General features: G+C 70.0%; 26 protein-coding genes. 12 read left to right on the forward strand and 14 right to left on the reverse strand.

What is annotated here, in order from left to right; all coding sequences use genetic code 11:
* Positions 1 to 248: 248 nt before the first annotated feature.
* Entirely contained in the window at positions 249 to 1,196 is a 948-nt protein-coding gene (locus OG429_RS30745; RefSeq protein ID WP_328928503.1) for a LysR family transcriptional regulator, read from the forward strand.
* Between the two features lie 68 nt (positions 1,197 to 1,264).
* Here OG429_RS30745 and OG429_RS30750 read toward each other — a convergent pair whose 3' ends face one another.
* From OG429_RS30750 to OG429_RS30760, 3 genes are all read right to left on the reverse strand, one after another.
* Positions 1,265 to 1,849 carry a hypothetical protein gene (locus tag OG429_RS30750; protein WP_328928504.1) on the reverse strand — a complete coding sequence of 195 codons (585 nt, stop codon included), beginning with the start codon at positions 1,847 to 1,849 and terminating at the stop codon, positions 1,265 to 1,267.
* Between the two features lie 131 nt (positions 1,850 to 1,980).
* A complete protein-coding gene (locus tag OG429_RS30755; RefSeq protein ID WP_328928505.1) occupies positions 1,981 to 2,469 on the reverse strand; it encodes a glutathione peroxidase in 489 nt (162 codons plus the stop codon).
* An 80-nt stretch (positions 2,470 to 2,549) separates the two neighbouring features.
* Complete coding sequence (locus OG429_RS30760) at positions 2,550 to 3,377, reverse strand: hypothetical protein (protein ID WP_328928506.1); 828 nt, start codon at positions 3,375 to 3,377, stop codon at positions 2,550 to 2,552.
* A gap of 267 nt (positions 3,378 to 3,644) precedes the next feature.
* Between OG429_RS30760 and gcl the strand changes: the two genes are divergently transcribed.
* Positions 3,645 to 5,432 (forward strand): glyoxylate carboligase, encoded by a 1,788-nt coding sequence (gcl, locus tag OG429_RS30765; protein ID WP_328928507.1) that lies wholly within the window; start codon positions 3,645 to 3,647, stop codon positions 5,430 to 5,432.
* 396 nt (positions 5,433 to 5,828) lie between these two features.
* Positions 5,829 to 6,563 (forward strand): hypothetical protein, encoded by a 735-nt coding sequence (locus tag OG429_RS30770; RefSeq protein WP_328928508.1) that lies wholly within the window; start codon positions 5,829 to 5,831, stop codon positions 6,561 to 6,563.
* Between the two features lie 145 nt (positions 6,564 to 6,708).
* On the opposite strand, the gene OG429_RS30775 is transcribed toward OG429_RS30770, so the two are convergent.
* The 3 genes from OG429_RS30775 to OG429_RS30785 all read right to left on the reverse strand — a co-directional run bounded on the left by OG429_RS30775 (position 6,709) and on the right by OG429_RS30785 (position 10,183).
* On the reverse strand, positions 6,709 to 8,166 hold the full coding sequence (locus OG429_RS30775) for a catalase (RefSeq protein ID WP_328930470.1): 1,458 nt from the start codon (positions 8,164 to 8,166) through the stop codon (positions 6,709 to 6,711).
* A gap of 217 nt (positions 8,167 to 8,383) precedes the next feature.
* On the reverse strand, positions 8,384 to 9,274 hold the full coding sequence (locus OG429_RS30780; protein WP_328928509.1) for a 2-hydroxy-3-oxopropionate reductase: 891 nt from the start codon (positions 9,272 to 9,274) through the stop codon (positions 8,384 to 8,386).
* 75 nt (positions 9,275 to 9,349) lie between these two features.
* The gene (locus OG429_RS30785; RefSeq protein WP_328928510.1) at positions 9,350 to 10,183 is read right to left on the reverse strand and encodes a TIM barrel protein; all 834 of its coding nucleotides are present in this window, start codon (positions 10,181 to 10,183) and stop codon (positions 9,350 to 9,352) included.
* Between the two features lie 125 nt (positions 10,184 to 10,308).
* Between OG429_RS30785 and OG429_RS30790 the strand changes: the two genes are divergently transcribed.
* The 8 genes from OG429_RS30790 to OG429_RS30825 all read left to right on the forward strand — a co-directional run bounded on the left by OG429_RS30790 (position 10,309) and on the right by OG429_RS30825 (position 16,672).
* Complete coding sequence (locus tag OG429_RS30790) at positions 10,309 to 10,560, forward strand: thiamine-binding protein (RefSeq protein ID WP_328928511.1); 252 nt, start codon at positions 10,309 to 10,311, stop codon at positions 10,558 to 10,560.
* Positions 10,557 to 10,967 (forward strand): helix-turn-helix domain-containing protein, encoded by a 411-nt coding sequence (locus OG429_RS30795; RefSeq protein ID WP_328928512.1) that lies wholly within the window; start codon positions 10,557 to 10,559, stop codon positions 10,965 to 10,967. The genes OG429_RS30790 and OG429_RS30795 overlap by 4 nt, the downstream gene beginning before the upstream one ends.
* 154 nt (positions 10,968 to 11,121) lie before the next feature.
* On the forward strand, positions 11,122 to 11,637 hold the full coding sequence (uraD, locus tag OG429_RS30800) for a 2-oxo-4-hydroxy-4-carboxy-5-ureidoimidazoline decarboxylase (RefSeq protein ID WP_328928513.1): 516 nt from the start codon (positions 11,122 to 11,124) through the stop codon (positions 11,635 to 11,637).
* Between the two features lie 2 nt (positions 11,638 to 11,639).
* Positions 11,640 to 12,032 (forward strand): hydroxyisourate hydrolase, encoded by a 393-nt coding sequence (gene uraH, locus OG429_RS30805; RefSeq protein ID WP_030765369.1) that lies wholly within the window; start codon positions 11,640 to 11,642, stop codon positions 12,030 to 12,032.
* A gap of 1 nt (position 12,033) precedes the next feature.
* Entirely contained in the window at positions 12,034 to 12,957 is a 924-nt protein-coding gene (gene pucL, locus OG429_RS30810) for a factor-independent urate hydroxylase (RefSeq protein WP_328928514.1), read from the forward strand.
* A 190-nt stretch (positions 12,958 to 13,147) separates the two neighbouring features.
* Positions 13,148 to 14,551, forward strand: coding sequence for an 8-oxoguanine deaminase (locus OG429_RS30815; protein WP_328928515.1), 1,404 nt, complete (start codon positions 13,148 to 13,150; stop codon positions 14,549 to 14,551).
* A gap of 319 nt (positions 14,552 to 14,870) precedes the next feature.
* Positions 14,871 to 16,259, forward strand: a complete 1,389-nt coding sequence (locus OG429_RS30820; protein ID WP_328930471.1) for a nucleobase:cation symporter-2 family protein — start codon at positions 14,871 to 14,873, stop codon at positions 16,257 to 16,259.
* A 215-nt stretch (positions 16,260 to 16,474) separates the two neighbouring features.
* Positions 16,475 to 16,672, forward strand: a complete 198-nt coding sequence (locus OG429_RS30825) for a hypothetical protein (protein ID WP_328928516.1) — start codon at positions 16,475 to 16,477, stop codon at positions 16,670 to 16,672.
* A 16-nt stretch (positions 16,673 to 16,688) separates the two neighbouring features.
* On the opposite strand, the gene OG429_RS30830 is transcribed toward OG429_RS30825, so the two are convergent.
* The 5 genes from OG429_RS30830 to OG429_RS30850 form a co-directional block, all read right to left on the reverse strand.
* Positions 16,689 to 17,294: a 3'-5' exonuclease gene (locus OG429_RS30830; protein ID WP_328928517.1), complete on the reverse strand. Its 606-nt coding sequence runs from the start codon at positions 17,292 to 17,294 to the stop codon at positions 16,689 to 16,691.
* 49 nt (positions 17,295 to 17,343) lie between these two features.
* Entirely contained in the window at positions 17,344 to 18,534 is a 1,191-nt protein-coding gene (locus OG429_RS30835) for a GDSL-type esterase/lipase family protein (RefSeq protein WP_328928518.1), read from the reverse strand.
* Positions 18,535 to 18,801: 267 nt separating this feature from the next.
* Positions 18,802 to 20,421 carry a malate synthase A gene (gene aceB / locus OG429_RS30840; RefSeq protein WP_328928519.1) on the reverse strand — a complete coding sequence of 540 codons (1,620 nt, stop codon included), beginning with the start codon at positions 20,419 to 20,421 and terminating at the stop codon, positions 18,802 to 18,804.
* Positions 20,422 to 20,672: 251 nt separating this feature from the next.
* Positions 20,673 to 21,254 (reverse strand): nucleotidyltransferase family protein, encoded by a 582-nt coding sequence (locus OG429_RS30845; protein ID WP_328930472.1) that lies wholly within the window; start codon positions 21,252 to 21,254, stop codon positions 20,673 to 20,675.
* A gap of 38 nt (positions 21,255 to 21,292) precedes the next feature.
* Entirely contained in the window at positions 21,293 to 21,487 is a 195-nt protein-coding gene (locus tag OG429_RS30850) for a hypothetical protein (protein ID WP_328928520.1), read from the reverse strand.
* Positions 21,488 to 21,575: 88 nt separating this feature from the next.
* Between OG429_RS30850 and yczR the strand changes: the two genes are divergently transcribed.
* Complete coding sequence (yczR, locus tag OG429_RS30855) at positions 21,576 to 23,063, forward strand: MocR-like transcription factor YczR (protein WP_328928521.1); 1,488 nt, start codon at positions 21,576 to 21,578, stop codon at positions 23,061 to 23,063.
* 10 nt (positions 23,064 to 23,073) lie between these two features.
* On the opposite strand, the gene OG429_RS30860 is transcribed toward yczR, so the two are convergent.
* From OG429_RS30860 to OG429_RS30870, 3 genes are all read right to left on the reverse strand, one after another.
* A complete protein-coding gene (locus tag OG429_RS30860) occupies positions 23,074 to 23,556 on the reverse strand; it encodes a hypothetical protein (RefSeq protein WP_328928522.1) in 483 nt (160 codons plus the stop codon).
* A gap of 71 nt (positions 23,557 to 23,627) precedes the next feature.
* Positions 23,628 to 24,257, reverse strand: a complete 630-nt coding sequence (locus tag OG429_RS30865) for a response regulator transcription factor (RefSeq protein WP_328928523.1) — start codon at positions 24,255 to 24,257, stop codon at positions 23,628 to 23,630.
* Positions 24,257 to 25,456, reverse strand: coding sequence for a sensor histidine kinase (locus tag OG429_RS30870; protein ID WP_328928524.1), 1,200 nt, complete (start codon positions 25,454 to 25,456; stop codon positions 24,257 to 24,259). Before OG429_RS30870 ends, OG429_RS30865 begins: the two co-directional genes overlap by 1 nt.
* Between the last annotated feature and the right edge of the window lie 130 nt (positions 25,457 to 25,586).

Consider the following 25,586-nt stretch of genomic DNA (forward strand, 5'->3'; position numbering starts at 1 on the left):
GGGCGTGAACCGCGTCACGTGCGAGCTTGTGTCAGTTGTCCCGTTAGGCACCCATTTCGATATCACCTGCCTTACCGGTGCCGAAAGGCGTACTTATATGAAATCCCCGTGATGGTCGATGTTCAAGGCTTGGCAAAATCGCCTAAGTGCCGCCGTGTGGGCCGAATTATTTCGCGCCATTGGCGCGATGTTTTCGCTCGGTAGGGGTGAGTTGCTCGATGCCATTCCTCCCGCTTACGTTTCATCCCATGATCGAGACGCGTCATCTCCGCACGCTGCGTGCCGTTGCGGAATCGGGCTCTTTTGCTGCCGCGGCGCGGCAGCTGGGCTGTACCCAGCCGGCCGTGAGCCAGCAGATGAAAGCCCTCGAACTGGCCATGGGTACTCCGCTTCTGATACTCACGGGCCGCGAGATACGGCTCACCGAGGCCGGTGCGGCCCTGGTGCGGCATTCGGTCGGGGTGCTGACCGGACTCCACGCGGCCGAGGAGGAGATGGCGGCATTCGCGGGGCTGCGCGCCGGCCGGGTCCGGCTCACCTCCTTCCTGAGCGGTACTTCGGCACTCATACCGTCCGCCCTCGCCGCGATGCGCGCCGCCCATCCGGGCATAGAGGTGTCCCTGTCGTCGTCGCCGCCTCCGCGCTCCATCGACCTCCTTCGCAGCGCCGACTGCGACATCTCCCTTGCCTTCCGCTACTCGGAGATCCCCGGCGCGGGCACGAAGACGCAGGCCGAGTGGCAGGACCTCGTGGTCCGCCCGCTCCTCGCGGATCCCCTGGTCGTGTTGGTGCCGGATACGCATCGCCTCGCGGAGGCGGAACAAGTGGAACTGGCCCAACTGGCCGACGAATCCTGGGTCATGGGCTGCAGTCGCTGTCACAGCCATCTGTTGCGGCTGTGCGGGCAGGCCGGTTTCGAACCGCGCGCGGAGTACAGGACGGACGACTACCAGACCGTGATCGGACTGGTCGCGGCGGGCCTCGGAGTCGCCGTCCTGCCGGAGCTGGCCCTCAGCGGGCCGCTGACGAGGGGAATCCGGCTGCTCCGCCTGGAGCCCGTCGTGCACCGGGAGGTGGTAGCCCTGTCCATGCCGGGCTTCCCCTCCGTCCCGGCGGTCGGACTCATGCTCCGCGAACTGGAACGCTCCGCCACCCGCCTGGCGGGCTCGTCACCGGTTCGCCCCGGCCGCCGGTGACGCGCGGCTCGGGAGCTGCCGGGGGAGGAGCGGGCGGGCGCGCGGGCTGTCTCGGCCGCGTCAGCGCGTCAGCCCGCCGATGCCCCCAGCGTCCTGCTGCGTCGCGACACCGCCGCGCGCAGGACCCGCTTGCCCTCGTTGGACAGGGCGAGGGCGCCGCGCAGCCCCGAGCCCGATTCGTCGGCGAGCATCTCCAGCAGCGCGGCCTGGCGGCGCTGCTCGCCGAGGGTGAGCGGGCCGATGCCGTCCGTGCCACCGGTGCGGTACGCGGCGATACGGGCTTCGTCGACGGCCGGGGCGCCGTCCAGCAGCTGGTGGACGGCGAGCAGTACGGTCGAGCACTCGTCGGACCAGGCGCGCAGCGCCTCGCCGCAGTAGGTCTCGGGGATGTGCTCCACCAGCCGCATCGCGTACTCGGCGAGTTCGCAGTCCGGGGTGATCCGGCTCACCCGGATTCCGGCGGCGCGCAGCTGGCCGAGCCAGCGGTCCCCTCCCTCGACGGCGACCCAGAGGGGGCGCAGCACCGACTCATCGGCGTCGAGGCCGAGGCCTTCGACGCCTTCGAGGAGGGGCAGGCAGCGGTCTACACAGGCGACGGCGCTCGCGGCGAGGGCACGCTCGTCCGCGCGGGCGATCAGTTCCACCAGGCTCATGTTTCGTACTGCGCCATAGGGCCGACTCCCGTCACAGCAGCACCTCCCGCACCACCTCCGGCACCGCGGCCGGCTCGGCGCAGGAGTGCGACGAGCCCGGCCTGAGCCTCGGCCGGGCCCGGCGGCAGGACCTACGCGGGCAGGTGCGCCTCGATCGCGGCGACGACCTCGGGGGACTCGGGCTCGGTACGGGGACGGAAGCGCGCCACGACCTCGCCGGCGGGGGAGATCAGGAACTTCTCGAAGTTCCACTGGATGTCCCCCGCCTCGCCGTCGGCGTCCGGGACCTTCACCAGTTCCTGGTAGAGGGCGTGCCGGTTCTCGCCGTTGACCTCGGACTTCTCCAGCATCGGGAAAGTGACGCCGAAACCGGCCGCGCAGAAGGTCTGGATGTCCTCGGCGTTGCCGGGCTCCTGCCCGCCGAACTGGTTGCAGGGCACCCCGATGACGGTGAAGCCCTTCTCCTCGTACGTGAACTGCAGGCGGGCGAGCCCCGAGTACTGGGGGGTGAGCCCGCACTGGGAGGCCGTGTTCACCAGCAGGATCACCTTGCCCTTGTGGGCGCCGAGGCTGGTGGGCTCGTCGGACAGACTGGTCAGAGGGATGTCGTAAAGGCTCATCGGGCTCTCCTGGCTTGGAAGCGGACAACGGCTCCGAGCCTAAGGGCTGTCCGGCGCGTGCCCCGGCGGCCGCACCCCCGCTACGCGCCCGTACCGATCAGCTCGTCCGCCGGGTCGTTGACCGGCTGGGGCATGCCCGTGAGGTCCATGACGAACAGGGGTATCCCCAGGTCGTCCGCGCGGGCGCGGGCGTCCTGCGTGTATCCGGCGAGCGCGAAGTAGACGCTGGTCGCGGAAGCCGTGAGTCCGTTCAGCCAGACGCACTCCACCGCCCGCACCCCGGCGGGCCCGGTGGTCGGGTCCACCTGCGCGACCAGCCCCGGAGCCCGCAGGTCCACGGCCGCCGAGGGGATCGGCCGCCCGTCGGGCTGCCGTACGTCCTGGAAGCCGAGCCAGCGCAGATACAGCGCGGCGGTGGCCACCGCGTCGCGGGCCGTACGGATGGTCACCGGGCGGAACGCGGGGCGCGGCACCGGGGCCGTCGGCGGCAGCGGTATGTGCGCCGGCTGCGGATCGCGCCGATCGGCGGTCGCCCGGGCAGGATCGGCCGCCCCGGGAGACGTGTCGCTCACACCGCCGCTCCGGTACTCGGCCCGCTCGGCCCGTTCGCCCGGGTGCAGGGGATGAACGGGACGAACGCCGTGTACGGGGTGTACCGGAATCCGCACCACCGTCCCGCACGATCCGCACCCCAGCTCGGGCTGCGGCCACTCGCTCTCCCGCCCGCACGACTCGCAGCGCACCGCCACCCAGCTGTCCGACCAGGTCCGATGGGTCAGCGGCTCCGGCGGCGCCGTCAGGTTCAGCGGCGGATTGACCGGGCTCCCGCAGGCGCAGGGGAAGACCGGGGCGGTGTAGCCGTTCTCGCGCAGGCACGCCGGGCAGCGCACCGGTACCGCTTCCGCCATGAGACCTGGACCCCCTCCGTCGCTGTGCGTAGGTACATGCTCCACCACCCGCCACCGCCGGGGCGAGCATGCCCGCCATTTCCGGTGGATTCCCGCCGGAGGCTCGGTCATTTGTGCAACGCACCGAGCGAGACGCGGCTTTTGGTGGCATCCGGGGTCTCGAAGCGCCTTGACGTCAGGGAAGTCGCCACTTAGCTTGTTCCGTATAGCAGAACAAAACTTCCGGATGACGGAAAAGCCTGACCGCCAGACCCGCAGGAGAACCTGATGCCTCGTATGACAGCCGCCGCCGCTGCAGTTGAGATCCTCAAGCTCGAGGGTGTCGAACAAGCGTTCGGCGTGCCCGGTGCTGCGATCAACCCGTTCTACCGCGAGCTCAAGAACGTGGGCGGCATCAAGCACACGCTGGCCCGCCACGTCGAGGGCGCTTCCCACATGGCCGAGGGCTACACGCGTGCCAAGGCGGGCAACATCGGTGTCTGCATCGGTACCTCGGGCCCGGCCGGCACCGACATGATCACCGGCCTGTACTCCGCGATCGCGGACTCGATCCCGATCCTGTGCATCACCGGTCAGGCTCCGGTCTCGAAGCTCCACAAGGAGGACTTCCAGGCCGTCGACATCGCCTCGATCGCCAAGCCGGTCACCAAGAAGGCCACCACGGTCCTGGAGGCCGCCCAGGTTCCGGGTGTGTTCCAGGAGGCCTTCCACCTGATGCGCTCCGGCCGTCCCGGCCCGGTCCTGATCGACCTGCCGATCGACGTCCAGCTCACCGAGATCGAGTTCGACCCGGAGACCTACGAGCCGCTGCCGGTCTACAAGCCGCGCGCCACCCGCGCCCAGGCCGAGAAGGCCCTGCGCTTCCTGCTGGAGTCCGAGCGCCCGCTGATCGTCTCCGGTGGCGGCATCATCAACGCCGACGCCTCCGACCTGCTGGTCGAGTTCGCCGAGCTGACGAACATCCCGGTCATCTCCACCCTGATGGGCTGGGGCACCATCCCGGACGACCACGAGCTGGCCGCGGGCATGGTCGGCGTCCAGACCTCGCACCGCTACGGCAACGCGACCTTCCTGGAGTCCGACGTCGTCATCGGCATCGGCAACCGCTGGGCCAACCGTCACACCGGCTACAACCTCGACGCGTACCGCGGCGACCGCAAGTTCGTCCACGTCGACATCGAGCCCACCCAGATCGGCAAGATCTTCGCCCCGGACTTCGGCATCGCCTCCGACGCCAAGGCCGCGCTGGAGCTCTTCATCGAGGTCGCGAAGGACCTCAAGGCCGAGGGCAAGCTGCCGGACTTCTCCGCCTGGGCCGCCTCCGCCCAGGAGCGCAAGGCCACCCTGCAGCGCCGTACGCACTTCGACAACATCCCCATGAAGCCGCAGCGCGTCTACGAGGAGATGAACAAGGCGTTCGGTCCCGAGACCCGCTACGTCACCACCATCGGCCTCTCCCAGATCGCCGGCGCGCAGATGCTGCACGTCTACAAGCCGCGCAACTGGATCAACTGCGGCCAGGCCGGCCCGCTCGGCTGGACCATCCCGGCCGCCATCGGTGCCGCCACCGCGGACCCGGAGACCCCGATCGTCGCCCTCTCCGGCGACTACGACTTCCAGTTCATGATCGAGGAGCTCGCGGTCGCCGCGCAGCACAAGGTCCCCTACGTCCACGTCCTGGTGAACAACGCCTACCTGGGCCTGATCCGTCAGGCGCAGGGCGGCCTCGGCATCAACTTCGAGGTCAACCTCGAATTCGAGAACATCAACACCCCGGAGCTCGGCGTCTACGGCGTCGACCACGTCAAGGTCGCCGAGGGGCTGGGCGTCAAGGCCATCCGCGTCACCGACCCGAACGAGCTGGGCGCCGCCTTCGAGCAGGCCAAGAAGCTGGCCCAGGAGTTCCAGGTCCCGGTCGTCGTCGAGGCCATCCTGGAGCGCGTCACCAACATCTCGATGAGCAAGACCGTCGACATGAGCGACGTCACCGAGTTCGAGGAGCTCGCGACCGAGCCGGGCCACGCCCCGACCGCGATCAAGGCCCTGAAGGTCTGACCACCCGGTCCGGCTGTACGCGGCGACCCCCGTCCCTCCGCGAGGAGGGCGGGGGTCGCTCCGCGTTCCGGCGCCGCCCAGCCCCGTACGGCGGCGTCCGTTCGGGGCTCCGCCGCGTGTGTCGGCCGTCGGCGCCCCGGGCGGGGCGGCCCGGCACAGGACACTGGCCGGGCCTGCCGCAGCCGCGGGGGCCGCTGGAGAGCGAGCTGGCCGGGGCGGCGGGGGCGTCGACGGGCGGGCAGGGCGGCGACGGCTCCGTCGAGGCCGCGGCCGAGGTCGAGCGCGGGGGATACCGCCAGGAGCTGAAGCGCACGCTGGGCCCCTTCCAGGTGTTCGCGATCTCGTTCGCGTTCTTCGGCGCCGGGATCGTGGTGATGGTCTCCTGTGGTCTACGCGATGTCGCGCGACGCGCGGTCCCCCGCGCACCGGCTGATGCGGCGGGTGGACCCCCGTACGCAGACGCCGGTCCCGGCGATCCTCCTGATCCTCGCGCTCGGGTTCGTCCTGATGGTCGCGCTGCCCGGCGCGGCACTGCTGGAGCTGATCACGGCGTCGACGATCCTGCCGGCCCTCATCTACGGCGCGACGATCGTCCTCTACCTGGCCGTACGCGGCCGCCTGGGCCGTCAGGAGGGCGCCTTCGGCCTCGGACGCCTCGAACTGCCGGTCGCGGTCTGCGCGCTGGCCTGGACCCTGCTCGCGCTGCTCGCGCTGTTCGTCCTCGTGACGCCGCGGGAGGCGCTGGTCCCCGTCGTGGTCGTGGCCGGCCTGCTCCTCCTGGGAGGGCTGTTCTTCCTCGGCACGCTGATGTTCCACCGAGAGGCGCTGGACACCGAACCCGGCGGCGACTCCTTCCGGTGGGGCGCCCGAGAGTGGTTTCGCCCGGGCACGACAAAGCGCCGAGTCACGGGACCGTCCGTGACTCGGCGCTCTGGTTGTTACCGCCCGACGGGGCGAGGCTGGCGCGACAGGACGTTCGCGCCGCCGGGCGGAGTGTGTGGGGAGGAGTTCACCTCCTCGTACAGGGGGCTCTGTGCGTGGCCCCTGTACGGAGAGGAGTGGCTGGGACCGTGGCGGGCGGGCGACGAGAACTCCGGCACCGTCTCCCTCAGGTCAAGAGACGGGCCTTGAGAACCCATTACCACCGCACTGGCTCGCACGCCTGCCACGGTCCTCGTCCTGCCCTCGCCGCGTACCACCCCTCATCCGGGTCCACGGGTCGGGCTCAGCACCCGGAGCCTGACCTCCCGTCAGGCCCCCGGTACAGCTGTGTGGCTCAGGCGTCGCGCAGGGCGCGCACGGCCTCCTCGACGCGCTTGCCGTAGTCGGCGTCGGCGGCGTGGAAGTGAGCCAGGTTCTTCTCGATGACGTCCTCAAGGGTGACCTGGGACAGGCCGCCGGCGATGTTCGCCACCAGACGCTGCTTCTCGGCCTCCGACATCAGGCGGTAGAGCTCACCGGCCTGGAAGAAGTCGTCGTCCTTGGTATGGGCCGGGGCCTCGTGGGTGCCCGTGTAGCCGGAGACGGCCTTCGGGGCGCCGAGCGCGAGACCGGTCTCCGCCGGACCCTGGTACGAGTTGGGCTCGTAGTTCTTGTCGTGGCGCGAACCGTTGCGCAGCGCCATGACACCGTCGCGGCCGTAGTTCTCGGCCTTCGTCGCCTTCGGGGCGTTGACCGGCAGCAGGGTGTGGTTCACACCGAGGCGGTAGCGCTGGGCGTCGGCGTACGCGAAGAGACGGCCCTGGAGCATCTTGTCCGGCGAGGCGGTGATGCCCGGGACGAAGTTGTTCGGGGAGAAGGCGGACTGCTCGACCTCGGCGAAGACGTTGTCCGGGTTGCGGTCGAGGACCAGACGGCCCACGCGCTGCAGCGGGTAGTCGCTGTGCGGCCACACCTTGGTGAGGTCGAACGGGTTGAAGCGGTAGTCCGCGGCCTCGGCGGCGGGCATGATCTGGACGTAGAGGGTCCAGCTCGGGTTCACACCGCGCTCGATCGCCTGCAGCAGGTCGGTCTGGTGCGAGTTCGCGTCCTGGCCGACGAGCTCGGCGGCCTGCTCGCCCGACAGGCAGCGGATGCCCTGGTTCGTCTTGAAGTGGTACTTGACGAAGAAGGCCTCGCCCTGCTCGTTCGTCCACTGGTAGGTGTGGGAGCCGTAGCCGTTCATGTGACGGTACGAGGCGGGGATGCCGCGGTCACCCATCAGCCAGGTGATCTGGTGCGTCGCCTCCGGGGCGTGCGCCCAGAAGTCCCAGACGTTGTCCGCCTCCTGCTTGCCCGTGAAGGGGTCGCGCTTCTGGGAGTGGATGAAGTCGGGGAACTTGATCGGGTCCTTGATGAAGAACACCGGGGTGTTGTTGCCGACGAGGTCGTAGTTGCCCTCTTCGGTGTAGAACTTCAGCGCGAAGCCGCGCGGGTCGCGGACCGCGTCCGCGCCACCGAGCGAGTCGGCCACGGTGGAGAAGCGCAGGAAGGTCTCGGTCTTCTTGCCGACCGTGTTCAAGAACGCGGCGCTGGTGTACGCGGTGACGTCGTCGGTCACCTCGAAGTAGCCGTACGCGGCCGAGCCGCGGGCGTGCACCACGCGCTCCGGGATGCGCTCACGGTTGAAGCGGGCAAGCTTCTCGAGGAGCTGCTGGTCCTGGACCAGGAGCGGGCCACCGACGCCGGCGGTGGCGGAGTTCTGATTGTCGGCGACCGGGGCGCCGGACTCGGTCGTCAGCGTGCGCTTCGACATGGTGACCTTCCGTACGGGTAACTGCTGACGGAAAGTGTCTTCCGTCATGCGGAACAGCCTAATTTCGGCAGGAACTAAACGTCAACAGTCTGTTGAACGAAGTTGAAGAGAGGTGATCCGGACGGTGCCGGCGCTTGGGCGCGACAGGACAGGTGTCAGCACCGGCACCATCCGGAGACTCAGGTCCCCGAGACGGGGAGGGGGCTCAGATCCGAGCTCAGATCTGGGCGCCGGAGAGGCGCTCGACGGCGCGGAGCAGGGCCGAGTGGTCCAGGCCGCCGTCGCCCTGGGCGCGCAGCGAGGCGACCAGCTGGGCGACGACCGCGCCGACCGGGAGGGCCGCACCGACGTTGCGGGCGGCGTCGGTGACGATGCCCATGTCCTTGTGGTGCAGGTCGATCCGGAAACCGGGCTTGAAGTCGCGGTTCAGGAAGTTGTCCTTCTTGCGGGTCAGGACCGTGGAGCCGGCCAGACCGCCGTTGAGGACGTCGAGGGCGGCCTGGAGGTTCACGCCGGACTTCTCGAGGAAGACGACGGCCTCGGCGCACGCCTGGATGTTCACCGCGACGATGAGCTGGTTGGCGGCCTTCACCGTCTGGCCGGAGCCATGCGGGCCGCAGAGCACGATGACCTTGCCGAGGGCCTCGAGGATCGGCAGGGCCTCGTCGAAGTCGGCCTGCTCGCCACCCACCATGATCGACAGGACGGCCTCGATGGCGCCGGCCTCGCCGCCGGACACCGGGGCGTCGATGACGCGGATGCCCTTCTCGGCAGCGTTCTTCGCGAGGTCGATCGAGGTCTGCGGGGTGATCGACGACATGTCGATGATCAGCGCACCGGACTTGGCGTTCTCCAGGATGCCGTTCTCGCCGTAGGAGATGGCCTCGACCTGCGGGGAGGCGGGCACCATCGTGATGATGACGTCGGCGTCCTTGACGGCTTCGGCGATCGAGCCCGCGGCGGCGCCGCCGGCGGCGGCCAGGCGGTCCAGCTTGTCCTGCTCCAGCGTGAAGCCGGTGACCGAGTAGCCGGCCTTCAGGAGGTTCTCGGCCATGGGGGAGCCCATGATGCCGAGACCGATCCACGCGATCTTGGGGAGGTTGCTCATGATGAGGGTCCTTCTCTTAATACTTCGTACGAAAAGTGCGAGAGGTGCCTGGCCGATCGCCCGGACTTTGTCCTCTTACTTGGCGGCGCGGGCCTCGGCCGGCAGCCAAGCGAAGGACGCGGCAGCGTCGGCGGCCTTGTACTCCAGGCCTACGTAGCCCTCGTATCCGGCCTTCTTCAGCTGGTCGAGCAGCTCCTCGAGGGGCAGCTCGCCGGTGCCGGGGGCACCGCGTCCGGGCTTGTCCGCGATCTGGACGTGCCCGGTCTTGGCGGCGTACTTTTCGATGACCTCGGAGAGGTCCTCATCGTTCATCGCCAGGTGGTACAGGTCGAGCAGGAACTTGGCGTTGCCGAGGCCGGTGGCCTCGTTCACCTTGTCCACCACCTCGATGCCGGCCGGGGCGCTCACCAGCGGGTAGAGCGGCGACTCGGGCTTGTTGAGGGTCTCGATCAGGAGGATCGCGCCGACGCGGTCCGCGGCCCGGGCCGCGACGACCAGGTTCTTCAGGGCGAGCTCGTCCTGTACGGCCGGGTCCACGCCTTCGACGCGGTTGCCGTACAGGGCGTTCAGCGCCTTGCAGCCGACCGAGGCCGCGAAATCGGCGGCCACGTTGATGTTGGCGTTGAAGCGCTCCGACTCCTCACCGGGAACCGAGACCGCACCGCGGTCCGGGCCCGGCAGCTGGCCGGCGTAGAAGTTCAGGCCCACCAGCTGCGTGCCGGCGTCCTCAAGAGCCTTCTTGAGGGCGTCGAGCTCCGCCTGGGCGGGGGTGGGGGTCTCGATCCAGGGCCACCACAGCTCGACCGCCGTGAAGCCCGCCGCGGCGGCGGCCGCGGGACGCTCCAGGAGCGGGAGTTCCGTGAAGAGGATCGAAAGGTTCACATCGAAGCGCTGGTCCGTGTATCCCATGAGGGGTGTGCGCTCCTTCCGTATTGCGGAAGTTATTTTCTGCTTGATGGAAGACTGCATGGGGTCCCGCGCCGATGTCAAGTGCGGACTCCCGAAAAATCCTGACCGCGGGGTAGCTTGACGGCGTGCGATTGAGAGTGGAGTTCACGACCGAGCCCTTCGATCTGGAAGAGGCTCCTGCCCATGCCGTGGCGGCCCGCGAGGTCATCCAGAAGGCCCAGCTGGACGCGGTGGACGTCGGGCCGTTCGGAAACACAGCCGAGGGGGAGGCGGGTCAGGTGCTGGCCGCGGTGGGCGCGCTGCTGCGCGACTCCCTGGAGGCCGGAGCGACCCGCGTGTCGCTCCAGGTCAATGTGATCGGCGAGGAGACGCCATGACCGAGCCCCGCGACCACCCGTTCATCACCGCGGTCAAGCCGCTCGTCGACGCCATGGGCGGCGAGCTGATGGATCCCGCCCAGGCGCAGCCCGACGACGTCGTGCTCAGCTGGGAGGGCCAGGACCTGCTGGCCGTGCGCCTGCCCCAGCTCTCGGACTCGCTGGATCACATCCTTGCGGCCCTGGAGCGCCGGCACGGCGTACCGTTGTCGCAGCTCGACCGCAAGTCCAAGCAGGACGTCGTGCGGATACTGGAGGCGCGGGGCGCCTTCTCCGTGCGGCACGGTGTGGAAACGGTCGCGGGTGCCCTGGGTGTAAGCCGCTTCACGGTCTACAACTACTTGAACAGGGACGCCGGCACTCAGGCGAAGGCCAACAAGAGCAGCCGGCAGCGAAGCCAGGAGTGAACGTCGTCTGACCCATGGTGACGAGCCGCCGCCCAATTCACCCGGGCGGCGGCTTTTGTGTACGGGAAGTTTCAACAAAGTGTTGACGCCGTGTTGCCGAGGGCGTTAGCTATGCGCAGCCCGTCAAAGCAACAACAGGCCACGGAGGCCTACCGTGACTTCGAGTCCGACCCCGGGTCTCACCCGGTTCAACGCCTTGGACGACGGCGCGGCCGCGGCCGAGCTGCACGAGGTGTGCGCCAGTTCGGCATGGGGGAGCAAGCTGCTCGCCCAGCGCCCCTTCACCAGCGTCGAGTCCCTGTTCGCCGCGAACGAGTCCGCCATGGCGGAGCTCACCGCGCAGGACCTGGGTGACGCGATGGGTGGCCACGCGCCGATCGGCCGGCCGAAGCCGGGAGACCCGACCTCCGCCCGCGAGCAGCGTGGCATGGCCGGTGCCTCGGAGGAGCTCAAGAGCGAGCTCCTCGAACTCAACCTGGCGTACCAGGAGAAGTTCGGCCACGTCTTCCTCATCTGCGCCACCGGCGCGACCGGTGAGTTCATGCGGGACGCGGTCAAGGTCCGGATCGACAACTCGCCGGAGCAGGAGCGGGAAATCGCCCGCGGCGAGCTCGTCAAGATCAACAAGATCCGCCTGACCCGCCTCGTAGAACTCGCAGAGGGAGAGTGACCATGAGCACCGAGACCACCGCGTCGGTGTCCACGCACATCCTGGACACCAGCATCGGAAAGCCCGCCGAGGGCGTCGCCATCTCCCTATCGGCCCGTACCGGGCTCGACGGAGAGTGGGCGGCCCTGGGCGGCTCCGCCACCGATGCGGACGGGCGCTGCAAGGACCTGCCCGCCCTGCCGGAGGGCACCACACACGTGCGTCTCGACTTCGAGACCGAGACGTACTTCTCCAAGAAGCAAGCCGCCGAGGCACAGCAGGACGCCCCCCGCGTAAGGGACAGCGGTCCGTTCTTCCCCGAGGTCACCATCACCTTCGCGGTGAACCCGGGCGAGCACTACCACGTACCGCTGCTGCTCAACCCGTTCGGCTACTCCGTTTACCGAGGGAGCTAGCATGGCCACCATTCTGGGCCAGAACCAGTACGGCAAAGCAGAGAACCGCGTAGTCAAGATCACGCGGGACGGCGACACCCACCACATCAAGGACCTGAACGTCTCGGTCGCCCTCTCCGGCGACATGGACGACGTCCACTACTCCGGCTCGAACGCCAACTGCCTGCCGACGGACACCACCAAGAACACGGTGTACGCGTTCGCCAAGGAATACGGAATCGAGTCCGCCGAGCAGTTCGGCATCCACCTCGCGCGCTGGTTCGTCACCAGCCAGGAGCCGATCAAGCGGGCGCGCATCCGGATCGAGGAGTACGCCTGGGACCGGATCGCCACGTCCGACGCCAACTCCAAGTTCATCGGCGCCGACGAGGTGAACCACTCCTTCGTCCGCAAGGGCATGGAGACCCGCGTCACCCAGATCACGTACGACGGTCAGAACTGGGAGGTCATCTCCGGCCTCAAGGACCTGATCGTCATGAACTCCACGAACTCCGAGTTCTGGGGTTACGTGAAGGACAAGTACACGACCCTGCAGGAGGCGTACGACCGCATCCTGGCCACCCAGGTATCGGGTCGCTGGCGCTTCAACTGGACCGACGACGAGCAGCGGATGCCCAACTGGGAGAAGTCCTACGCCGAAACCAAGAAGCACATGCTTCAGGCCTTCGCGGAGACCTACTCCCTCTCGCTGCAGCAGACCCTGTACCAGATGGGTTCGCGCATCATCAACCACCGTTCGGAGATCGACGAGGTCCGCTTCTCGCTCCCGAACAAGCACCACTTCCTCGTGGACCTTGAGCCGTTCGGCCTCAAGAACGACAACGAGGTGTACTTCGCCGCGGACCGTCCGTACGGTCTGATCGAGGCCACTGTTCTCCGGGACGGCGTTGACGCCCGTATCCCCGTGGACATGACCAACCTCTGATGCGGCACGCGTGTCCCGGGGCTCCGCAGTGGCCCCGGGACGACGCGACACGCAACCGCTTCCTGAATCGGCACCCGGACGCATCGCGCGGGGCGGCAGTACTGTCAGCTGTCAAGGCCCCCGGCTCCGGCACTCAAATCTCCTGGGCCTTGCCGTGCCCGCACCGCCACTGAAAGCACGAGGAAGTCCCATGGCAGCATCGGCAGCCCCTGACAGCGCGGTCGAGCGCATCGTCATCGAGAACTGTGCGATCGCGACGGTCGACGCGAACGACACCGAGTACGCCTCGGGGTACGTGGTCGTCGCCGGCAACAAGATCGAGTCGATCGGTGCGGGCAAGGCCCCCGAGAACCTCGAGAACGTGGTCCGCCGCATCGACGGCACCGGGCACCTCGTGACCCCGGGTCTGGTCAACACGCACCACCACTTCTACCAGTGGATCACGCGTGGCCTGGCCACCGACCACAACCTCTTCAACTGGCTCGTCGCGCTGTACCCGACGTGGGCGCGCATCGACGAGCAGATGACGTACACGGCCGCCCAGGGCTCCCTGGCGATGATGGCCAAGGGCGGCGTCACCACCGCCATGGACCACCACTACGTCTTCCCCAAGGGCTCCGGCGACCTCTCCGGCTCGATCATCCGCGCCGCGTCCGAGATGGGTGTCCGATTCACCCTCGCCCGCGGCTCGATGGACCGCAGCGAGAAGGACGGCGGCCTGCCGCCGGACCACGCCGTCGAGACCCTCGAAGGCGCGCTCGCCGACACCGAGGCGACCGTCAAGAAGCACCACGACTACTCCTTCGACGCGATGACCCAGGTCGCCGTCGCCCCGTGCTCCCCCTTCTCGGTCTCGACCGAGCTGCTGAAGCAGGGTGCCGAGCTGGCCCGCCGACTGGGTGTGCGCATGCACACGCACGGCTCGGAGACCGTCGAGGAAGAGCAGTTCTGCAAGGAACTGTTCGGCATGGGCCCGACCGACTACTTCGAGTCGACCGGCTGGCTCGGCGAGGACGTGTGGATGGCGCACAGCGTCCACATGAACGACTCCGACATCGCCGCGTTCGCCCGTACCAAGACCGGTGTGGCGCACTGCCCGTCCTCCAACGCCCGTCTGGCCGCCGGCATCGCCCGCGTCCCGGACATGCTCGCCGCCGGTGTACCGGTCGGCCTCGGCGTCGACGGCACCGCCTCCAACGAGTCCGGTGAGCTGCACACCGAGCTGCGCAACGCGCTGCTGATCAACCGTCTGAACCCGGTCCACCGCGAGCGCGCCCTGAACGCGCGTCAGGCCCTGCGCCTGGGTACGTACGGTGGCGCCCAGGTCCTCGGCCGCGCCGACAGCATCGGCTCGCTGGAGGTCGGCAAGTGCGCCGACCTGGTGATGTGGAACCTGAGCACCCTGGCCCACTCCTCCATCGCCGACCCGGTCACCGCGCTGGTCTTCGGTGCGGCCGCCCCGGTGACCCTCTCGCTGGTCAACGGCAAGCAGATCGTCGAGAACAACCGACTGCTCTTCGCCGACGAGGACGCCATCGCCGCGTCCACGCGGGAAGAGGCCCAGCGCCTCGCGCGGATCGCCGCGCAGGCCTGACCCTCCCCAGGGAGGTGCCCCAGAAGTCCGGCCGGGGGGGACGGCCCCCGGCCGGCGGCCGCGGACCCGAGCGGGGTCCGCGGCAGCCGTTCCCGGGAAGCGCCCGGTCTTTTGCGGGCGCCCCCGGGAGCGGTGACTCGCGCCACTGGCTTGATCTCCGCAGAACCGACTCGGGCGAATCGTTTCTGCACACCCGCAAACTCTGCGCACCCATAACTCTGCGCACCCACAACTGAAAACAGGCTCGACTCGCACAGCTTTCGCACCACCTCCAAGACACCACGTCCCTGCCGACGTGTTCAACCGAACGGAGGAAGCCGTGGCCCAGGCGCCCAGGTTTCGCAAAGACGCAGTCGCAGTACCGGAGGAGAAGCACCCGGTCGACGAGACCCTGCCTCCGCTGAAAATGTTCACGAGCGGCCTCCAGCACGTGGCCGCCATGTACGCGGGTGTCGTGGCCCCGCCCATGATCGTCGGCCCCGCCGTCGGCCTCTCCGCCACCGAGACCGCCTTCCTGATGGGCGCCTCGCTCTTCACCGCAGGGCTCGCGACCCTCCTCCAGACCCTCGGTTTCTGGAAGATCGGTGCCAGACTCCCCTTCGTCAACGGCGTCTCCTTCGCCGGTGTGACCCCGATGATCGCGATCGGCAAGGGGGAGGGAGCGGACGCCATCCCCGTCATCTTCGGCGCGATCATCGTCGCCGGAGCCGTCGGCTTCTTCGCCGCCCCCTACTTCGGCAAACTCGTCCGCTTCTTCCCGCCGGTCGTGACGGGTACGGTCATCACCCTGATCGGCGTCTCGCTCCTGCCCGTCGCCTTCAACTGGTCGCAGGGCGGGAACCGCACCGCCACCGACTACGGCTCGATGAAGAACATCGGGATGGCGGCCGTCACCCTGGTCATCGTCCTGCTGATGCGCAAGTTCCTGCGCGGCTTCCTCCAGCAGATATCCATCCTGCTCGGCCTGGTGGCGGGCACGCTGATCGCTCTCCCGCTGGGCATGACCAGCTTCGACGCCGTCAAGAACGCCTCGGTGATCGGCTTCCCGACCCCGTTCCACTTCGGCGCCCCGCAGTTCCAGGTCGCCGCCATCGTCTCGATGTGCATCGTCATGCTCGTCTGCATGACCGAGTCCACCGCCGACATCCTGGCCCTCGGCAAGATCGTAGGCCGCCCGGCGGACGCGAGGACCATCGAGGGCGGCCTGCGCGCCGACACCCTCGGCAGCGCGATCAGCCCGCTCTTCAACGGCTTCATGTGCAGCGCCTTCGCCCAGAACATCGGCCTGGTCGCCATGACCAAGGTGCGAAGCCGGTTCGTCGTCGCCGCCGGCGGGGGCATCCTGATCCTGCTGGGCCTGTGCCCGATGGCGGCCTCCGTGATCGGCGTCGTCCCGTTGCCGGTCCTCGGCGGCGCCGGCATCGTGCTCTTCGGCTCGGTCGCGGCGAGCGGCATCCAGACCCTGGCGGGCGCGGCCATGGAGAAGGGCGAGAACGCCCTGATCGTCGCCGCCTCGGTGGGCATCGGCCTGATCCCCATCGCCGCGCCGGAGTTCTACCACGCCTTCCCGAAGGACCTGCTGGTCGTCCTCGACTCCGGCATCAGCACCGGCTGTGTGGTGGCGATCCTGCTCAACCTCGCCTTCAACCACCTCGGCGCCGGGAAGGACGCGGGCGCGGCCGTCCCGGATCCTGTCCCGGTGCACTGACCGGGACAGGCCCGGCACGCGGACAGCACGGCGGTGCGTACGCCACCCACTGCGGGCGTGGCGTACGCACCGCCGTACCGGGCCGTGACGCGTCAAGGGCGCGGCCCCGGTCGTATGCGCAGCCCCATTGCGCCATCCGCCCCGGGCAGGCAACTGACGGACAGTCAATTCGGTGTTGACAGGCGTCTCCGATGTCCAACCGAAGGAGCCCCGCCATGCGAAGGAAGACCGCGGCACTGCTGGGAAGTGCCACGCTGCTCGCCATCCCGCTGCTCGCCGGGCCGGCCGAGGCCGCACCGGCCGGGGCCAACTGGAATTGCGGTGACGCCTGGTACTCCAGCCGCGCCGAAGGCCATGCGTGGATCCAGTACTGCCGGTGTGACATGGAAGAGCTGCTGATCCGTAGCCCGTAGCCCGTAGCCCGTCCTGTCAGCCCTGTCCGTCCGCCGGCCCCTCCCACAGCATCAGATTGCTCATCAGCTCGGCCTGCTCGATCGCGTCGTCCAGCGCGTGGTGGGTGTGCCGGCGGCCGGAGAGCAGTGCCTTCGGCATCCGGCCCTTGACGGCGGCCCGCAGCGGTACGCGCGCCTTCGTCGCGTAGAGGGTCTTCATGTCCAGGCATCCGGAGTGGCCGAAGGGGCTGTCGCCGCCGAACCGCATCAAGTACCAGTACAGGAAGGTCCAGTCGAAGGAGGCCGGGTAGCCGCACATCACGGGCTGCGCGCCGACGGAGACCTCGCGCACCCACGCGCGGAACTGGGCCATGGCCGTCTCCGGATCGGCGCCCTCGCGAACCAGCCGGTCCCGGTCCAGCCCGCTCACCGCGAGGGCCTCGGGCACGAACTCGTCGCTGATCGGCCGCAACTCGCGGTAGAAGGTGAGCTCTTCGGGGTCGGCGGCCGTATACGAACCGCCGTCCTGCCGCCCGGCGACGGAGGCCCCGAAGCTGATCATCGAGTACGGACCGGGAATCGGCCCGTCGGCCTCGATGTCGACGGAGATGTACAGGGAGGGTCGTGCGGTACGGGCTGCCATGCCCGAGAGCATGGCAGCCCGTACCGTTTCGATCACCCGGTTTTCGCCGCTACGGCGCGGGCGTCAGGTACATCCCGCTCTGGTCGGCTCCGGCGGTGTTCTTGCAGCTGGAGCCGGAGTTCGCGGGCTGGGCGACGGCCAGGGCGAGGCAGCGTCCCGCGGCCAGCTGTCCGAAGTAGTTCGGGTGCATGGACTCCTGGATCAGGCCCTGCGTCTCGTTGTTGTCGATCCAGCGCGCCCACTCGCTGGTCTTCGCCGAGGCCGGGACGGTGGAGGTCACCTGCTTGCTGGCCTTGGCGCACACCTCGCGGCCCTGCATCATGTCCCGCAGGTCCAGGAACTGCACGCCCTTGGCGGCGGCGACGCCCTTGATGCGGCCCGCGATCTGCGGCACGAGCGAGTCACGCGCCCAGTCCGAGTCCCGGTTCCAGAAGGGGCAGCCGCCGCTGTTGAGGCGGCTCCAGTCGCTCTGCGTGTACCGGTTCTCGGCGCCCCGCGGGATCGGCGACGGGTAGGACTGCAGCACGATCCGGTAGGCGGAGTCAGCGTACCCGGCCGCGCGCATCACGGCCCGCACCTCGTCCACGGACTTCCCGACGTCGGCCATGACCTGGTCGATCTTCTGGTCCACGCCGTACTGCTGGTCGTCGTAGCAGTAGGAGTTCCAGAGGACGAAGTCGAGGGCGCAGTCCTTGATGATGTCGGCGAAGCCGAGGTCGTTCCCGCCGATGGACAGCGCGATGACCTTGACGTCGTGGCTCGCGGCCACGGCGGCGAGCTGATCGGCCTGCGGGGCCTCGCCCTTGAAGCCCACGCCGCCGTTGGAGGCGCGGAAGACGTTCTCGGAAGTCGCCCCGGAACACGCCAGGTTCACGGCGACATCGGCGATCGCGCCGGCGCTCTTGACCTCGGCGGAGTCGGAGCGGTGGCAGCCGCCGGCGGTGCTCCCGTAGACCTTCGAGGGGTCGTAGGTGCTCCCGCTGACCCAGGCCCGGTCGGTGCCGGTGCGATTCCCGGTGTTGGTGAGGCTGTTGCCCTTCCAGCGGCCTGCCTCGCCGGATATGTAACTGTCGCCCATGGACACGACGGCGGTGGGCCCGGTCCCGGAACTGGCCACCGAGGTCCCGGCCCCACCGGCCACCAGCGCGCTGACGGCGAGCGGCAGGACCAACCCGGCCCCTGCCAGGCGTCGCACGCGACGGCGGGCCCGGTCCTTGCTGACGTTGCGGAATCCGATCACTGCGGAACTCCTGCGGTAGGCCATGCCGAAGCCCAGGTACAGCTCCGACGCATGGCTGGAAAAGTGGGGGTACCGCCGGCCGGTGGCATCGGAAAGGTGACATGGCGCACGTTGTTACCGCTAGGTACAGGCAAGTTACGAACAAGTAACAACCGATCGGTCGTTCGGCCCGGTGCCCGGGAAACAGCTCCGCCCCCGCTGCCTGGTGGCGGCGGGGGCGGAGTCCGTGATGTCCGGCTGCTGTGCGTTTCAGCCGGAAGCGGGGTGTCAGCCGAGCAGTTGGTCGTACGCGGGGAGGGTGAGGAAGTCCGCGTAGTCCGCGTCCAGGGAGACCTGGAGGAGGAGGTCGTGGGCCTGCTGCCACTTTCCGGCCGCGAACGCCTCCTCGCCGACCTCGGCGCGGATGGCGGCCAGTTCCTCCGCCGCGATCTCGCGGGTCAGCTCGGCCGTCGCCGTCAGGCCGTTCTCGAAGACGACACCTGCGTTGATCCACTGCCAGATCTGCGAGCGCGAGATCTCGGCGGTGGCCGCGTCCTCCATCAGGCCGAAGATGCCGACGGCGCCGAGGCCCCGCAGCCAGGCCTCGATGTAGCGGATGCCGACCTGGACCGCGTTGCGCAGGCCCTCGTACGTGGGCTTCGCGTCCAGCGAGTCGATCGCGATGAGCTCGCCCGGGGCCACCGAGACGTCCTCGCGCAGGCGGTCCTTCTGGTTCGGCTTGTCGCCGAGCACGGCGTCGAAGGAGGCCATCGCGATCGGGACCAGGTCGGGGTGGGCGACCCAGGAGCCGTCGAAGCCGTCGCCCGCCTCGCGGTCCTTGTCGGCCTTGACCTTCTCGAACGCGACCTTGTTGACCTCGGCGTCCTTGCGGGAGGGGATGAAGGCCGCCATGCCGCCGATGGCGTGCGCGCCGCGCTTGTGGCAGGTGCGCACCAGCAGTTCGGTGTAGGCGCGCATGAACGGGGCGGTCATCGTCACCGCGTTGCGGTCCGGCAGGACGAACTTCTCGCCGCCGTCACGGAAGTTCTTCACGATCGAGAAGAGGTAGTCCCAGCGGCCCGCGTTCAGGCCGGCCGCGTGGTCGCGCAGCTCGTAGAGGATCTCCTCCATCTCGTACGCGGCGGTGATCGTCTCGATGAGGACCGTCGCGCGGACGGTGCCCTGCGGGATGCCGACGTAGTCCTGGGCGAAGACGAAGATGTCGTTCCAGAGGCGCGCCTCCAGGTGCGACTCCGTCTTCGGCAGGTAGAAGTACGGGCCCTTGCCGAGGTCGATCAGGCGCTTCGCGTTGTGGAAGAAGTACAGGCCGAAGTCGACGAGCGAGCCGGAGGCCGGGCCGCCCTCGAACCGGAGGTGGCGCTCCTCCAGGTGCCAGCCGCGCGGCCGCATCACGACGGTGGCGAGCTCGTCGGCGGGCCGCAGGGCGTACGCCTTGCCCGTGCGCCCGTCCGTGAAGTCGATGCGGCGCTCGTAGGCGTCGATGAGGTTGAGCTGGCCGAGGACGACGTTCTCCCAGGTGGGAGCGGATGCGTCCTCGAAGTCGGCGAGCCAGACCTTGGCGCCCGAGTTCAGGGCGTTGATGGTCATCTTGCGGTCCGTCGGACCGGTGATCTCCACGCGGCGGTCGTTCAGCGCGGCCGGCGCCGGGGCCACCTTCCAGTCTCCCTCGCGGACCTGTGCGGTGTCCGGGAGGAAGTCGAGGGTGGAGGTCCGGGCGATCTCGGCACGGCGCTCGCCGCGCCGGGCGAGGAGCTCCGCCCGGCGGGGGGCGAACCGCCGGTGCAGCTCGGCCACGAAGGCGAGGGCCGCTTCGGTGAGGACTTCGTCCTGCCGGGGCAGGGGCTCGGCTGCGACGATGGCCAGCGGGGACGGCGCTGGTGCGGACATATCTGTCACTCCTTCAGCGGCGGTGCCTTGCGGCCGCGGGGGAATGCTCGCGCGAGACGGCACGCAGTGCCGTCGGATGTGGAGAGTTCCGGGATACGGTCGCGGGCGCCGTCTTTGGTTCAGGGCGCTTCTGACCAGTGGATAGTAATTTCCTCATGGTGGAAGTTCAATGGTTTGTTGATGTCGAGATTCTCCGAGTCGACAGATTCCGTTTCGCGGTGGCCCTCAGTGCCACTCCCGTTACACCGCGCTCAGAGCAGGCGGGCCAGGTCGGGCGGGGTGTCGATGTCGTATGCCTCCGCGATGTCCGCGCACTCCACCAGCGTGAGCTCCTCCGCGTGTCGCGCAAGGTGCACCCGCGCGCCCTTGTCACCCGTCGCCGTGGCCGCGATGTCCGCCCACCGGTCCGCGCCGAACAGCACCGGGTGGCCGCGCTCGCCGTCGTAGGCCGCCGCCACCAGGCTCGCCGGGGAGCGGTACGCCTCCCGCACCCGGGCCACGGCCGCCGGCCCGATGCCCGGCTGGTCCACCAGGCAGACCAGGGCCGCGCGGGCGCCCGTACCGGCCAGGGAGGCGAGGCCGACCCGCAGGGACGAGCCCATGCCCTGGGTCCAGTCGGGGTTGTCCACGACCACGCAGCCGGCCAGGTCCGCGCGCTCGCGGACCTCGGACGCCGAAGCGCCCAGCACCACGTGCACCGGGCCGCAGCCCGCCTCGCGCAGCACCCGCACGGCGTTCTCGACCAGCGGGCGGCCGCGGTAGGGGAGCAGGGCCTTGGGCCGGCCGCCGAGCCGGCGGCCGCCGCCGGCGGCCAGGAGGAGGCCCGCGATCACCGGTGAAGCGGTCTGGCCGCTCCGGTCGGTCCGGTCGGTCAGGTCGGGGTGGTCAGTGTGGTCGGTGTGGGATGGCATGCCACCGATTCTCGCTCCTGGGCCGGCGCGACCGGCCGTCTTCCACGGGTCAGGGCGCCGCGTACGGCGGCCAGCGCGGCCCCGATCCGCAGCGGCTCGGAGATCCGGTTCTCGGCGGCGGCCAGCAGGGCTCGTTCGTCACGGTCGGTCAGCATCGCCGAAGCTCCTTGCCAATCGGGGTCCAATACGGCGAGTCTGGTCCCCGATTGGCCTGGCCGTCAGAGCCAATCAGGGGAGGTTGGCATGGCAAACGGGCGAGTGGTCCAGACAGCGGACAGAACCCTCGGCAGTCGGCAGCTGGCGGCCCTGCTCCCCGCCGAGGTGCTGGCCCGCCCCGGCTACCGGTCGCTCGCCGACGCCGTCCGCACGCTGATCCTCGACGGTCGCATCGCCCTGCACGTACGGCTGCCCGCCGAGCGCGAGTTCGCCGAGGCGGTCGGCGCCAGCCGGGCCACCGTCACCGGCGCCTACGACCTGCTGCGGGAGAGCGGCTACGTCCGCAGTCGCCGCGGCTCCGGCACCTGGACCGAACTCCCCGACGGCCACCGCCCCGTCGGCGCCCACCTCCTCGTCGGGGCCGGCGGCTACAGCGCCGACGACGACCCCGGCATCGACCTCGCCATCGCCGCCATGGGCGCGCCCGAGGACAGCCTCTCGGAGGCCTTCGCCTGGGCCGCGACCAGGCTGCCCCGGTTCGCCCGCACTCCCGGCTACCACCCCTTCGGCCTGCCCGACCTGCGCACGGCCGTCGCCGAGCGGTTCACCCGGCGCGGGCTGCCCACCCGCCCCGAGCAGATCCTGGTCACGGCCGGGGCCCAGCAGGCCTTCGCGCTGGTCGTCAGCCTGCTCTGCCGGGCCGGGGACCGGGTCGTCACCGAGAACCCGACCTACGCGAACGCCCTCGACGCCCTGCGCCACGCCCGGCTGCGCACCGGGTCGATCGCCGTCTCCGACGCGGGATGGGACATGGAGATAGCCGAGTCGACGCTGCGCCAGACCGTGCCCCGGCTGGCGTACGTGATCCCGGACTTCCACAACCCGACGGGCGCGCTGATGCCGCCGGAGCAGCGGCTGCGGCTGCTCGCGGCCACCCGGGCCACCGGGACCTGGCTGGTGGTGGACGAGACGATCGCCGACATCGCGCTGGACGTTCCCGCGCCCGCGCCCCTGGCCTCGCTGGCCCCGCGCGGCGGCGCCGACCACGTGATCACCATCGGCTCGCTCAGCAAGACGCACTGGGGCGGTCTGCGGGTGGGCTGGATCCGGGCCACCGCGAAGATGATCACCGAGCTGACGGCCGTACGCGTTTCCGCCGACATGACCGGCTCGGTACTCGACCAGCTCGTCGCGCTCCCGCTGATGGAGGGCCTGGACCGGACCGTGCCCGCGCGCCTGGCGCAGCTGCGGACCCGGCGCGAAGCCCTGGTGCGGTCCCTCCAGCGGCACACACCGGAATGGTCCTGGCAGCTGCCGCCCGGCGGGCTCTCGCTCTGGGTCGACCTGGGCGAGCCGGTCAGCTCCGCGCTGGGGGAGCGGGCCGCGGCCGCCGGGGTGCACATTGGCCGCGGGGCCCGATTCGGGGTGGACCCGGGGACCTTCGAACACCGGCTCCGCATCCCGTACACGCTGCCCGAAGACCGCCTGGACGAAGGCGTACGCCTCCTCGCGCAAGCCTTCCACGAGGGCGTCCCGCTGACCCCGGCGGTGGACCGGCCGTACTGGGTGGCGTAGGCCCCGGCGGCTACGGCCGCTCGCGGAAGTACGCGTTCGCCGCCGGGCGGAACATCAGGGCCACCGCCGTCAGGACGGCCGCCAGGTGGACCGCCCGGCTCGCGCCGAAGACCAGGTCGAGGGTGTCCGCGCGCGACAGGGCGTCGGCGAGCGAACCCCCGTCGAGGAGGTACCGCAGGGGCTCCACGACCAGCGAGGCGGTGCCGACGACGCCGAGGCCGACGGCCAGGGTGATCCGGGCCCAGCGCGCACCCGAGCGCATGCGGAAGGCGACCAGGACGGCCACGGTGAAGACGGTCAGGCGGACCACCAGGCCGACGGCGATCTCGTCGGCCGGAACCCTGCCGAGCATGAGCGCGGTTTCGAACGCCCCGGCGGCCACCGCCGTGAGCCAGAGCACGAAGGCGGCGCGGACCTCGGTGGGGGGCGTGAGTCGGCGGGGTACGACGGCGGTGTACATCGGGGGCTCGCTCTCGGCTCGGGTACTCGGCACCCCGATGCTCCCGCCGGTCCGGTCCGCGCACCCGCCTGCCGCCCGGTGTATCCGACCTGGGGCTGGCCCCCCTACGGCGTGCGGATCAGGCGGCGGGTGGCGGCGGCCGCGACCGCGGAGGTGCGGGAGTCGACGCCGAGCTTCGCGTAGATGTGCACCAGGTGGGACTTGACCGTGGCCTGGCTGAGGAAGAGCCGCTTGGAGATCTGCTGGTTCGACAGGCCGTCCGCGACCAGCTGGAGCACCTCCAGCTCCCGCTTCGTCAGCGCCTCCGCCGGGGTCCGCATCCGGTCCATCAGCCGCAGCGCCACCGCCGGGGCCAGCGCCGACTGGCCCGCCGCGGCCGTTCGGACCGCAGCTGCCAGCTCCTCCGGCGGGGCGTCCTTCAGCAGGTAGCCCGAAGCGCCCGCCTCCACGGCCGCCAGGATGTCCGCGTCCGTGTCGTACGTGGTCAGCACCAGCACCCGGGGCGCGCCCTGCCGGGCCGTGATCAGGGCCGTCGCCTCGGCGCCGTGCATACCGGGCCCGAACTGGAGGTCCATCAGGACCACGTCCACCGGCTCGGCGGCGGCCAGCTCCACGGCCCGCTCGGCGGTCGCGGCCTCGGCGACCACCGTGAAGTCCGGTTCGGTGTCCAGCACCGCGCGCAGGCCCGCCCGCACCACCGGGTGGTCGTCCGCGAGCAGCAGTCGGACGGTCATCAGACGGCCTCCAGGGGAAGGGGCAGGGTGACGGCCACGGCGGTGCCCTGGCCGTAGCCGGACTCCACGGTGAACAGCCCGCCCAGCGTCTCGGCGCGCGAGCGCATCGCGGGCAGGCCGAAGCCGCCCTCGCCCGACGGGGCGGAGGAGAGGTCGAAGCCCTGCCCGTCGTCCACGATGTCCAGGGTGACGGAGGCGTCCATGAAGGTGAGCGTGATCTCGGCCCGCCGGGCGCGCGCGTGGCGCACCACATTGGCCAGCGCCGACTGCGCGATCCGCAGCAGGGCCACCTCGTACGGGGTGGGCAGCACCCGGGGCCTGCCGCTCAGCGAGAACCGCACCAGCGGCCCCGGCGCCCCCGAGCACAGCCGTTCCAGCGCGGCGGCGAGCGACCCGTGCTCCAGGTCCGGCGGGGTGAGGGCCCGTACGAAGCGACGTGCCTCGGCGAGGTTCTCCTGGGCGGCCTCCCGCGCCCGCGCGATGTGGGGCACGGCCGGCGACTCCACGGGAAGCGCCCGCTCGGCGGCCCGCAGCAGCAGCTGGATCGAGGACAGTCCCTGGGCCAGGGTGTCGTGGATCTCCCGGGCGAGCCGCTCCCGCTCGGCCAGGATCCCCGCGCCGCGCTCGGCCGCGGCCAGCTCCGCGCGGGTCGTGATGAGCTCCTCGATCAGCTCCCGCCGGCGTTCGCTCTCGCGGTACAGCGCCTGGTAGCCCAGAACGGTCGCCACCGCCACGGCCCCGCCCAGCAGCGGCCCGAGGAAGGCCCCGGGCGTCACCGCGCTGCTGTGCGCGAGGAAACCGCCGATGGCCGCGCAGGCGGTCACCGCGACGGCCGCGACCCCCCAGCGCAGCCGCAGCAGGTGCAGCTCCAGGAAGTACAGCGGGAAGGCGATCCACAGCCCGTCGGGGGAGACCGCCAGCAGGGCCAGCCAGGCCGCGCCCAGCGCGGCCAGCCACACCGCCCCGGCGCGCGGCGACGCGTGCACGGCGGGGGCCCGTACGCCGCCCGCGTACACGGCGGCCAGGGCCGCGCAGACGGCGACGACCCAGCCGGCCCCGGGCGCGGAGTCGGCGACGGCCCGTCCGGCGGCCAGCGCGAGCAGCCCGAGGAGCAGCGCGTGCAGGCACAGCTGCAGCACTTTCGAGACGGGGGTGAGGGGGCGGGAAGCGGGCGGAGCGGCAGGATTCAGAGCAGCCATGACCTGACCAGCCTAAGTGGGCCCGGACCACCCCCGGTCAACCGAAAGTTTGATGTCCGGATGCGTCCTTCGATACGAGGATCGCTACCGTGGCGCGATGCCCCCCGTCCACGCGGACGGCCAAGGTGGG

The sequence above is a fragment of the Streptomyces sp. NBC_00190 genome (genome assembly GCF_036203305.1).
Taxonomy (GTDB): Bacteria; Actinomycetota; Actinomycetes; order Streptomycetales; family Streptomycetaceae; genus Streptomyces.

Excerpts from the sequence above, each read along its gene's own strand:
- OG429_RS30745 (WP_328928503.1), top strand. The coding sequence starts at position 249 with ATGATCGAGACGCGTCATCTCCGCACGCTGCGTGCCGTTGCGGAATCG.
- OG429_RS30795 (WP_328928512.1), top strand. The coding sequence starts at position 10,557 with ATGACCGAGCCCCGCGACCACCCGTTCATCACCGCGGTCAAGCCGCTC.
- OG429_RS30750 (WP_328928504.1), bottom strand. The coding sequence starts at position 1,849 with ATGAGCCTGGTGGAACTGATCGCCCGCGCGGACGAGCGTGCCCTCGCC.
- OG429_RS30865 (WP_328928523.1), bottom strand. The coding sequence starts at position 24,257 with ATGACCGTCCGACTGCTGCTCGCGGACGACCACCCGGTGGTGCGGGCG.
- OG429_RS30755 (WP_328928505.1), bottom strand. The coding sequence starts at position 2,469 with ATGAGCCTTTACGACATCCCTCTGACCAGTCTGTCCGACGAGCCCACC.
- OG429_RS30850 (WP_328928520.1), bottom strand. The coding sequence starts at position 21,487 with ATGCTGACCGACCGTGACGAACGAGCCCTGCTGGCCGCCGCCGAGAAC.
- OG429_RS30780 (WP_328928509.1), bottom strand. The coding sequence starts at position 9,274 with ATGAGCAACCTCCCCAAGATCGCGTGGATCGGTCTCGGCATCATGGGC.
- yczR (WP_328928521.1), top strand. The coding sequence starts at position 21,576 with ATGGCAAACGGGCGAGTGGTCCAGACAGCGGACAGAACCCTCGGCAGT.
- pucL (WP_328928514.1), top strand. The coding sequence starts at position 12,034 with ATGGCCACCATTCTGGGCCAGAACCAGTACGGCAAAGCAGAGAACCGC.
- aceB (WP_328928519.1), bottom strand. The coding sequence starts at position 20,421 with ATGTCCGCACCAGCGCCGTCCCCGCTGGCCATCGTCGCAGCCGAGCCC.
- OG429_RS30815 (WP_328928515.1), top strand. The coding sequence starts at position 13,148 with ATGGCAGCATCGGCAGCCCCTGACAGCGCGGTCGAGCGCATCGTCATC.
- OG429_RS30785 (WP_328928510.1), bottom strand. The coding sequence starts at position 10,183 with ATGGGATACACGGACCAGCGCTTCGATGTGAACCTTTCGATCCTCTTC.
- uraH (WP_030765369.1), top strand. The coding sequence starts at position 11,640 with ATGAGCACCGAGACCACCGCGTCGGTGTCCACGCACATCCTGGACACC.
- OG429_RS30775 (WP_328930470.1), bottom strand. The coding sequence starts at position 8,166 with ATGTCGAAGCGCACGCTGACGACCGAGTCCGGCGCCCCGGTCGCCGAC.
- OG429_RS30825 (WP_328928516.1), top strand. The coding sequence starts at position 16,475 with ATGCGAAGGAAGACCGCGGCACTGCTGGGAAGTGCCACGCTGCTCGCC.
- gcl (WP_328928507.1), top strand. The coding sequence starts at position 3,645 with ATGCCTCGTATGACAGCCGCCGCCGCTGCAGTTGAGATCCTCAAGCTC.
- OG429_RS30770 (WP_328928508.1), top strand. The coding sequence starts at position 5,829 with ATGTCGCGCGACGCGCGGTCCCCCGCGCACCGGCTGATGCGGCGGGTG.
- OG429_RS30870 (WP_328928524.1), bottom strand. The coding sequence starts at position 25,456 with ATGGCTGCTCTGAATCCTGCCGCTCCGCCCGCTTCCCGCCCCCTCACC.
- OG429_RS30830 (WP_328928517.1), bottom strand. The coding sequence starts at position 17,294 with ATGGCAGCCCGTACCGCACGACCCTCCCTGTACATCTCCGTCGACATC.
- OG429_RS30760 (WP_328928506.1), bottom strand. The coding sequence starts at position 3,377 with ATGGCGGAAGCGGTACCGGTGCGCTGCCCGGCGTGCCTGCGCGAGAAC.